Here is a 9,859-nt window from a genome sequence, read left to right as displayed (position 1 = left end):
GGGGCGGGCGGCGGTTACTGCTCCGGTTGGCCGAAGAAGCCGGGCGGTGGGATCGGGGACGGTCCCGCCGACCGGTCGGTCACGATCCGCGCGCCCGCCGCGAAGCGGCGCAGCGGGGTCCCGGACTCGACCCGGGCCGGGAACGGATCCGCCGCCGCCGCCCGGGTCAGCTCGGGCACCGGCAGCGGGGCGCGCCCGGCGACCAGCACGAGGTTGCCGAACCGCCGGCCGCGCAACACCTCCGGCGAGGCGAGCATCGCCTGGTGGGGGAACACCGCGGCGGCGGTCGCCACCTGCGCCCGGGCGAAGCTCAGCGGGGCGCCGTCGGCCAGGTTCGCGGTGTGCACACCGCCGGCGTCGAGGACCCGCGCGGCCGCCCCGACGAACTCGACCGACGTGAGATGGGCCGGGATGCGGGCGCCGGCGAACACGTCGACGACGAGCACGTCCACGCTCCCGGCGGGCAGTTGCTGCAGCTCGTAGCGGGCGTCGCCGACGCGCACGTCGATGTCGAGCCCGTCGGCCGGCAGCCGCCCGGCGATCAGGTCGACCAGCGCCCCGTCGAGCTCGACCACCCGCTGCCAGGACCCGGGCCGGGTCGCGGCGACGTAGCGCGCCAGGGTCCAGGCTCCGCCGCCCAGGTGCAGCACCCGCAGCGGCCGGGTGGCCGGGGCGGCGGTGTCGAGCACGTGCCCGAGCCGGCGCACGTACTCGAACTCCAGGTGCGTCGGGTCGGCGAGATCGACGTGGGACTGTGCGGTGCCGTTCACCAGCAAGGTCCAGGCCGTCGGCCGGTCCGGCTCGGCGACCAGCTCGGCGACGCCGTGGTCCACCTCGGCACGGATCACGGCCCCGGCCCGCCGATCGCCTCTCACCGGGAGCTCACCGTCCTGCGCGAAACCCGTCAGAATGCCCCGTTCGCGATGGCCTGCCGGACGTTCTCCTGGTGCTCCGGGAGCGTGGTGCCGAAGCACGAGGTGCCGTTGGTCTGGCAGCGGACGAAGAAGAACCACGGCCCCGGTACGGGTCCGATCGCCGCGGCCACCGCGGCCTTCCCGGGGGCCGCGATCGGCGTCGGCGGCAGCCCGGCGACGGCATAGCTGTTGTACGGGCCGGGCTTGGCCCTGGCCTCCGCGGTGGTCCGCAGCGCCTGCACGTCCAGCGGATAGTTCACGGTCGAGTCGAGCTCGAGGCGCTGACCGGCGCCGAGGCGGTTGTAGATCACCCGGGCCACCTTGGGCATGTCCGGGGTGATGGCCTCCTTCTCCACCAGCGACGAGACCACCAGGACCTGGTAGGGCGCCATCCCGACGGTGCGGGCGCCGGCGACGATGCCGGTGGCTTCCAGCCTGGCCACCGAGACCGCGAGCAGCGAACGCAGCACGTCGGCGGGCGGGGTACCGGGGGCGACGTCGTACACGCCGGGGACGATCAGCCCCTCCAGCCGGCGCACCGGGTCGGCCCGGCGCACGTCGGCGAGCGCCCAGGCCGGCACGCCGAGCTCGGCAGGATCGGTGGTGGCCATCGTGCTGCGCAGCTCGTCGACGGTGAGGCAGCGCCGCCGGCCGTCCAGCGTCGCACAGCTGGCCTGCGCGACCAGGCTGAGCACACCCGGGGTGACCGTGCCGTCCGGTGACTTCGTGTCGTCGAGCTGCACGCCGCCACGGATCTCCAGCTGGCCCACCCGCGACGCCGGGTCGAGGAGCTTGTCGACCGCCGAGGCGCCCGACATCCGGGACCGCATCTGGTAGTAACCGGGCTGCACCGACCGGATCCGGTCGGTGCGGGACGCCGCGTCGGTGAACGCCTGCGTGCTGGCCACCACCCCGCGACGGACGAGCATGGCGCCGATCTGCGTGGTCGAGTCACCGTCGAGCACCCGCACCACGACGTCGCCCTCGCCGGGGCCGTCGTAGTCGTCGCTGTAGAAGATCGAACCGAGCAGGTAGGCGCCGCCACCGAAGACGACGCCGAGCAGCAGCAGGATCGCGAGCCCCACCACCGCGGCGCGCCGGCGCCGGCGCTTCGCCTGCGCCCGTAGCTCGCCGCGACGGGCGGCGAGCTCCTGGCGGCGACTGGGGAAGGTGTCCACCCGGTCGCTCACCGATCGACCACGCCGAGGACGTGTGCGGTCGCGAGCTCCATCGGGTTCACAGTGCAGAAGCGTAACCAGCACGGATAGGGCACACCGCCTCTGGCCCTGCCCGTTGCCGCACGTCGCGGGGTCGACCGGGTGTACCGGGAGTTGCCGGCGTGGCGGTGCAGAGACATCACCGCGGGTACGTTACGCACGCTTCGTCCCTTTTCCTGGACCGCCTTCCCCGGCGCCGGCCGCAGCCGTCAGCGGTGGGCGTCCAGCCACCCCTGCAGGATCCCGACCGCGGCGGCCTGGTCGACCACGGCCCGCTGCTTGCGGCCCTTCACCCCGCGCGCGGAGAGCTGCCGGGCCGCCACCACGGTGGTGAGCCGCTCGTCGGACAGTGCGATCGGCACGTCGACCGCCGCGGCCAGCGCCGTCGCGAACTCCTGTGCGGCCTGCGCCGCCGGGCCCTCCCGGCCGGCCAGGGTGCGCGGCAGCCCCACGATGATCTGCACGATCTCGTGTTCGGCGACGAGATCGGCCAGGGCGCGCAGGTCCGACCCGCCGTCGACGTCGCGGGGCAGGGTGACCAGCGGGGTGGCGAGCACCCCGTCGGGGTCGCTCAGCGCCACCCCGATCCGGACCGCCCCGACGTCGACGCCCAGGCGCCGGCCCCGGCCGGGCCGGCTCACCCGCGCAGCTCGCGACGCAGCGCCTCGATCGCGGCGGGGATGCCGGACGGGTCGGTGCCACCGCCCTGGGCCAGGTCGGGCTTGCCGCCGCCGCGGCCGCCGACCGCCTTGGCGAAGGCCGGGATCAGCTTGCCGGCGGCGAGTCCCCGGTCCCGGGCGGCCGCGGTGGTGGCCACCACGAACGACACCTTGCCGGAGTCCGGGCTGAACAGGGCCACCACGCCGGGCCGCGAGCCGAGTCGCCCGCGCACGTCGGCGGCCAGCGCACGCAAGTCGTTGCCGTTGACGCCGTCCGGAGCGGCCACCGCGACGAGGGCAACCCCGTCGACGTCCTCGGCTCCCTCGGCGAGCGCGCCCGCGGACGCGAGCACCGCGTCGGCGCGCACCTTCTCCAGCTCGCGTTCGGCCACCCGCAGCCGCTCGACGACGCCGTGGATGCGCTCCGGCAGCTCCTCGGGCTTCGCCTTGAACTGCTCGGCGAGCTGCGAGACGAGCACGTGCTCCTTGGCGAGGTAGCGGAACGCGTCCAGCCCGACCAGACCCTCCACGCGGCGCACGCCGGAACCGATGGAGGCCTCGGAGAGCAGCTTGACCAGCCCGAGCTGGCCCGACCGGACCACGTGCGTACCGCCGCAGAGCTCGCGGGAGTACTCGCCGATCTCCACGACACGCACGGAGTCGCCGTACTTCTCCCCGAACAGGGCCAGCGCGCCGAGCTTGCGGGCGTCGTCGGGCGTGGTGATGAACGAGCGCACGTCGTGGTCGGCGATCAGGACCGCGTTGACCTCGTCCTCGACGTCGGCGAGAACCGAGGGCGGCACCGCACCGGCCGGCGAGGTGAAGTCGAACCGCAGCCGGCCGGGCGCGTTCATCGAACCGGCCTGGGCTGCGGAGTCTCCGAGGGCGCGCCGCATGCCCGCGTGCACCAGGTGCGTGGCGGAGTGCGAGCGGGAGACGGCCACCCGGCGGTCGGCGTCCACCTCGGCGTGCACGTCCGCGTCGAGGCGGGCCTCGCCCGCGGTGACGGTGCCGCGGTGCACGATCAGGCCGGCGACCGGTGACTGCACGTCGGACACGGTGATCGTGAAGTCGGCGCCGACGATCACGCCGGTGTCGGGCTGCTGGCCGCCGCCCTCGGCGTAGAACGGCGTGCGGTCGAGCACCACCTCGACGGCGCTGCCCTCGCCCGCGGCCGGCACGCCGACACCGTCGACGATCAGTCCGACGATGGTGGACTCGGAGATCAGCTCGGAGTACCCGAGGAACTCGCTGCTGCCGGCGGTGTCGAGCACCGCGCGGTAGGCGCTGCCGTCGCCGTGGCCGGTCTTGCGCGCGGCGGCGTCGGCCTTGGCCCGGGCCCGCTGCTCGGCCATCAGCGTGCGGAAGCCCTGCTCGTCGACGGTCAGCCCGGCCTCGGACGCCATCTCGAGCGTCAGGTCGATCGGGAAGCCGTAGGTGTCGTGGAGCTGGAACGCCTTGTCGCCGGCGAGCACGGTGCTCCCCGACTGCTTCGTGTCGGCGGCGGCGACGTCGAAGATCTTCGAGCCCGCGGCCAGCGTGGCGAGGAAGGCCTCCTCCTCGTTGCGCACCACGGCGGCGATCCGCTCGAAGTCGTCGACGAGCTCCGGGTAGGCCGGGGCCATCACGTCGCGGACGACCTCGGCGTACGCGGGCAGGACCGGCTCGTGCACGCCGAGCAGCCGGGACGAACGGATGATGCGGCGCAGCAGCCGGCGCAGCACGTAGCCGCGGCCGTCGTTGGACGGCGTCACGCCGTCACCGATGATCATCACGCCGGAGCGGGCGTGGTCGGCGATCACCCGGAACCGGACGTCGTCCTCCGGGGAGAGGCCGTACTGGCGCCCGGACAGCTCCTCGGCGCGGGCGATCACCGGCCGGACCAGGTCGGTCTCGTAGACGTTGTGCACGCCCTGCAGCAGGTAGGCCACCCGCTCGACACCCATGCCGGTGTCGATGTTCTTCGCCGGCAGCTCCCCGATGATCGGGAAGTGGTCCTTCGTCCCGCCCTCGCCGCGGATGTTCTGCATGAAGACGAGGTTCCAGATCTCGAGGTACCGGTCCTCGTCGACGACGGGGCCGCCCTCCTTGCCGTACTGCGGGCCGCGGTCGTAGTAGATCTCCGAGCACGGGCCGCACGGCCCGGGGATGCCCATCGACCAGAAGTTGTCGGCCATCCCGCGCCGCTGGATGCGCTCGGCCGGGATGCCGGCGATCGTGCGCCACAGCTCGGCGGCCTCGTCGTCGTCCTGGTAGACGGTCACCCAGATGCGGTCCGGGTCGAAGCCGTAGCCGCCCGCGTCCTGGCTGCCGGTGACCAGGTTCCAGGCGTGCTCGATGGCGCCGGCCTTGAAGTAGTCGCCGAAGGAGAAGTTCCCGGCCATCTGGAAGAAGGTGTTGTGCCGGGTGGTGCGGCCGACCTCGTCGATGTCCCCGGTGCGCACGCACTTCTGGATCGACGTGGCCCGCGGGTACGGCGGCGGCGCCTCACCGAGGAAGTAGGGCTTGAACTGCACCATGCCCGCGTTGACGAACAGCAGGTTCGGGTCGTCGAGGATCAGCGAGGCGCTGGGAACACGGGTGTGCCCGGCCTTCACGAAGTGATCGGTGAAACGGCGGGCGATCTCGTGGGTCTGCACGGTCGGAAGGACTCTCTGCGCGGTCTGCGGAAGGGATGCGGCGGCGGCAGGGCAGCGGGACGGCGGAGGCCTACCGCCCTGCCCGGCGCGCTCGCGCGCCGGGACGCGACGCGGGCTCCGGATCCGGCTCGCCCACGGCGTCGCTGACGGTCGGGACCGGCATGCCGGTGCGCTGCTCGACCAACTCGTTCAATTCCTGCTCGCGCGCGACCATTCCCGCGCGCACCTCGGCGCCGAAAGCGCCGAGCCCGGCCCCGAGCTCACGGAGCCCGTCGGCCAGGTTGGCCCCGACACCGGCCGGGGTGAGGCTGTGGGCGGCCTGGGTCGCCCGCCGGGTCACGTACGCCCCGGCGGCCATCCCGACACCCAACCAGAACAACCGCTTCACTTGACGGCCTTACGCTTCGCGCGGCGGGAGCGCAGCGAGTGCGCACCGGCGTCCTTGCCGGCCTGGCGTGCCTTGATCGCCTTGTTCAGGCCGTAGGAAAACGCGGCGGCACGCACCAGCGGCCCGCCGAGCGTGGCCGTGAACAGCGAGGTGAGCACGGAGACGTTGCTGGTGACCGTGCGCGCGCTGGAGGTGATGCCGTCCACCCGCTCGAGCTGGGTGTTCACCTGCTGCAGCGTCACCTGCGCATCGGTCAGCAGCGGGGCGCTTCCCTCGTGCGCCTTGCGGATCGCGACGGTGGCCTCGTCGAGTGTGCGCCCGAGCTTGAGCAACGGGACGGCGAGCAGGATCACCAGGACCACGAAGGCTCCTGCGGCGATCAGCGCAGCGATCTGACCAGCCGACACGTGCCCTCCTTGCAACCCGACCGACACCGGCGAAGTGATCGTCGGCCAGGCTACTCCCCGGTCCGCGAGCCGGTCAGCCGACCCGGGCCTGCGGCATCCCGAGGCCGTCCCCGTCGTCGGTTTCCGGCTCCACCGCGGGCACGGACGCGGTCTCGAGCTCGGCGACGATCTGGCGCAACCGGCCGAGCGCGCGGTGCTGGGTCACCCGTACCGCGCCCGGGGTGGACCGCACCGCCTGCGCCGTCTCCTCCGCGCTCATCCCGACGGCGAGCCGCAGCACCAGTACCTCGCGCTGGCGCGGGGTGAGCTTGTGCAACAGGCCGCCGAGATGCTCGCTGAGCTCGACGGCGAGCATGCGGTGCTCGGGCCCGTCGTTGTGCACCGCGGTGTCGGGCACCTCGGCGACGGGCTCGGAGCGGTTGCGCCCGATCGCCCGGAACGCATCGGTCACCTTGTGCGCGGCGATGCCGTAGACGAACGCCCGGAACGACAGCCCCTTGATGGTGTAGGTGGGCAGCGCGCTGACCACCGCGAGGCAGATGTCCTGCGCGACGTCGTCGGCGGAGCCGATCGCGGTCTCCTGGCGCCCCAGCCGACCGCGGCAGTACCGCAACACGAGCGGGTGGATTTCGGCCAGCAACTGGTCCCGGGCCCCCGGGTCGCCGTGGACGGCGGCGCCGACGAGTCCTTCCAGCACCGAGGCCACGCCGGGCGCGCCGGCCACGACGGCGTGGTCGCCGTTGCCCTCGGCGGCGGCGTCGATGTCACCCGTCGGCGTTCCGTCGTCGGCGTGCTTGATCGATTGCGCGACTAGAGTGAACGATGTGGTGGCGGCAGTGGGGCGGTCGGGCGTGTCCGGACCGATGGCCCCGACGGTGGCGGTCATTGCGGTTCGACCGCGGCGGCCACGACGCCGTCTGCAGCAGATTCGAGCATTGTCGGGTTCCCCTCCCCTGCACCGGCGGTCACCCACCGGTGTCGTGCGCGGACGCAGCCCGCTCGCCGCCCACGAACCCGAGACGACGTGCGGTTGTCGTGCGGTCGTGCACAGGAGATGCCGGACGTCCGGCTCGAGACACACTGCTCCCCGACGATCGGGCGGTGCGGCATCCCCCGTAGCGCCCCGGCCGCCGCTGTGCCCTGCGGCGTCCGGGCCGTTCATGTTTCAAGCAGTAAGGAGTTTGGGTGAAAGCCAAGTTGGAGTCAAGGGCAACTCGGCCCTGATGTCGCTACTCTGCGCTCAATGACCCCCCCGAATCAGACTCGACCGGGTGACGCGCGGGCGCGCGCCGCCCAGACGAAACGCGATCGCACGCGCCGTGCGTTACTCGACGCAGCCGACGCCGCCTTCGCCTCCCGGGGCTGGCTGCGGACCCGGGTGGAGGACATCGCCACTGCGGCCGGGGTCAGCGCGGCCACCGCGTACAACCACTTCCCGTCGAAGCATGCCCTCATGGGTCATGTGTACGCACCGCTGATCAGACCACTCATCGCTCAGGCCGAACAGGACCGAGCGGACGATCGGCCCGTCGTCGACGCGCTCAGCGACCAGGTCCGGGCGTTGGCCCGGGCGAGCTGGCGGCACCGCGGGCTCACCACGGCCTTCGCCGCCGCGGTGCAGGACTACACGATCCGGGCCGGCGGCCCGCCGGACCCGGACGACGATCAGGATCCGCGCGTCGTGGCGCCGATGCCGTCGACCATCCTCGGGCTCATCGAGGACGGGCAGCGCGACCACGTACTGCATCCGTTCCCGCCGGCCCTGGAGATCAGTGGGATGGTCATCAACCTGCTCCTGATGCGCAGCGTGAACCGTCCCCACGAGCCGCCCGAACGCACCGCGGAGCTGTTGCTGACGGTGCTGTTCGGCGCGTTGCGCCCCGAACTGCTCCTCGAGCGCGGCACCGACGGGCGACCGTTCCGCAGCGGCACCTGAGCTCGGCCCGCGACCGGCGGCTGCCACGGCACGGGCACAGCGGTGGGCTGAACGGGTGGGCTGAACGGGTGGGGTGGGTGCACCGACGTGGGGTTGTCCGGCCGCCGCCTTGCCTGGCACCGCCCGGTCACTTATCTCTGTGATCATGCAGAGGGGGATCATGGCGGCCGCGCTCGGCGCGGCGCTCCTGATGGCGGCGATCCCGGGGGCCGCGATGGCGGCGCCGGCTGGCGCGGTGGCGGCAGCGGGGTCCGACGCCGCACCGGGCGCCCGGGTCGAGAGCCGGACCGCGACCAGCACCACCGTCGTGGGCCCGGACGGCGTCCGTACCGTCTCGCTGTTCGCCGGTCCGGTCCAGCTGCAGCGCGGCGCCGGGTGGGTGCCCGTCGATCTCACCCTGCGTGCCGATCCCGACGGCCTGATCCGGCCCGCCGCCGGCATCGAGGACCTCACGCTGGGTCCGAACGGTCCGTCGGTCCGCTTCGCCGGCGGTGGCTCCGCGGCACTGGACTGGCCCACCCGGCTGCCCGCGCCCCGACTCGAGGGGGCCACGGCCACCTATCCGCAGGCCAAGCCGGGTTACGACCTCGTTGTCGAGGCGACCCGGACCGGCTTCGTCGCCTCGGTGCGCCGGGACGGCGCCCCCGGCGGTGCGGCGCCGACCCTCGCGCTGCGCCGTGGGAAGGCCGAGGGTGTGCCGGACCCGGCGCCCGCAGGCGACCCGGCGGCGCGGGAGGCCGGCGGCCCACTCACCGAGTCCGAGAGCGCCGTGAGCCAGGTGGTCGCCGCCGCACCGCCCGGCAGTGCGACCCCGGTGCCGTTCGACACCACGGTGCAGACCAACATCCGCAACACCGACACCTCGGGTGACCCGGATCTGCGGGTGGGCAGCTACGACGGCACCACGGTCGCGCGCAGCTACCTGACCTGGGACCTGGCCCAGGTCACCGGCAAGCGCATCGTGAAGGCGACGCTGCGGTTGCACCAGGAGTGGTCGTCGTCGTGCCGGCCGGCCGCGTGGCAGGTCTGGTCCTCCCCCGCCGTCGGCCCGGCGACCCGGTGGGCCAACCAACCCACCGCCGACCGGGTCTGGGCCACGAGCACCGACACCCGGGGCAACAACGCGCGCTGCGCGCCCGCGTGGAGCACCGTCGACGTCACCGACCTGGTCCGGGCCTGGGCGGCCGGGAACGCCCCGCACGGGACGATGCAGCTGCGGGCGGCGAACGAGTCCGATCCGCTCGGCTGGAAGCGCTTCGGCTCCGCGGAGAGCACCACGGTGCCGCAACTCGACGTCACCCTCGGCTGAGCCCCGCCCCCTCCCCGCGAGTCGCCCTTTCCGGGAGGGTGAGTCGCCCTTCCCGGGAGGGGGCGGCCCTCACCGCAGCTCGGCGAGCACCTTCCCCAGGGTGTCCACCGCGAACCCGATCTCCTCGGGCTGTACCACGAGCGGCGGCGACAACCGGATCGTGGATCCGTGCGTGTCCTTGACCAGGACCCCGGCGCGGACCATTCGCTCGCACACCTCACGCCCGCCCGCCAGTCCCGGGTCGACGTCCACCCCGGCCCACAGCCCGGCCCCGGTGATCGTCGGATGCTCCCGGCCCGCCGCGCCGGGCATCGTGCGCTGCAGGATCGGGCCCATCGCACCGGTGATCGGATCGCCGTCGCTGAACGCGCAGAGGAACGGCACGTCGCT

The 9,859-nt window shown here is 73.4% G+C and carries 8 protein-coding genes and 2 pseudogenes; 2 read left to right on the top strand and 8 right to left on the bottom strand.

Features of this window, described 5'->3' with window-relative positions; translation table 11 throughout:
- Nucleotides 1-14: 14 nt before the first annotated feature.
- The 7 genes and pseudogenes from HF526_RS33590 to shbA form a co-directional block, all read right to left on the bottom strand.
- Entirely contained in the window at nt 15-875 is an 861-nt protein-coding gene (locus tag HF526_RS33590) for a spermidine synthase (RefSeq protein ID WP_338051933.1), read from the bottom strand.
- Between the two features lie 29 nt (nt 876-904).
- A complete protein-coding gene (locus HF526_RS33585) occupies nt 905-2,104 on the bottom strand; it encodes an endolytic transglycosylase MltG (protein ID WP_211178188.1) in 1,200 nt (399 codons plus the stop codon).
- A 236-nt stretch (nt 2,105-2,340) separates the two neighbouring features.
- Nucleotides 2,341-2,772, bottom strand: a complete 432-nt coding sequence (gene ruvX, locus HF526_RS33580) for a Holliday junction resolvase RuvX (RefSeq protein WP_169385688.1) — start codon at nt 2,770-2,772, stop codon at nt 2,341-2,343.
- A complete protein-coding gene (alaS, locus tag HF526_RS33575) occupies nt 2,769-5,429 on the bottom strand; it encodes an alanine--tRNA ligase (protein ID WP_169385687.1) in 2,661 nt (886 codons plus the stop codon). Before alaS ends, ruvX begins: the two co-directional genes overlap by 4 nt.
- 70 nt (nt 5,430-5,499) lie before the next feature.
- Nucleotides 5,500-5,817 carry a hypothetical protein gene (locus tag HF526_RS33570; RefSeq protein ID WP_169385686.1) on the bottom strand — a complete coding sequence of 106 codons (318 nt, stop codon included), beginning with the start codon at nt 5,815-5,817 and terminating at the stop codon, nt 5,500-5,502.
- Nucleotides 5,814-6,224, bottom strand: coding sequence for a DUF948 domain-containing protein (locus HF526_RS33565; RefSeq protein WP_169385685.1), 411 nt, complete (start codon nt 6,222-6,224; stop codon nt 5,814-5,816). The genes HF526_RS33570 and HF526_RS33565 overlap by 4 nt, the downstream gene beginning before the upstream one ends.
- A gap of 151 nt (nt 6,225-6,375) precedes the next feature.
- Nucleotides 6,376-6,930: pseudogene (gene shbA / locus HF526_RS33560) on the bottom strand (RNA polymerase sigma factor ShbA); the annotation flags it as partial.
- A gap of 537 nt (nt 6,931-7,467) precedes the next feature.
- Here shbA and HF526_RS33555 point away from each other — a divergent pair.
- Nucleotides 7,468-8,160, top strand: a complete 693-nt coding sequence (locus tag HF526_RS33555) for a TetR/AcrR family transcriptional regulator (protein WP_169385684.1) — start codon at nt 7,468-7,470, stop codon at nt 8,158-8,160.
- A 145-nt stretch (nt 8,161-8,305) separates the two neighbouring features.
- A complete protein-coding gene (locus HF526_RS33550; RefSeq protein ID WP_169385683.1) occupies nt 8,306-9,469 on the top strand; it encodes a DNRLRE domain-containing protein in 1,164 nt (387 codons plus the stop codon).
- Nucleotides 9,470-9,538: 69 nt separating this feature from the next.
- Here the strand turns inward: HF526_RS33550 and HF526_RS36020 are convergent.
- A pseudogene (locus tag HF526_RS36020) lies at nt 9,539-9,859 on the bottom strand (hypothetical protein); the annotation flags it as partial.

Origin of the sequence: Pseudonocardia acidicola (assembly GCF_012911935.1) — a bacterium.
Classification (GTDB): Bacteria; Actinomycetota; Actinomycetes; order Mycobacteriales; family Pseudonocardiaceae; genus Pseudonocardia; species Pseudonocardia acidicola.
This window is presented reverse-complemented; position numbering and strand designations above follow the sequence as displayed.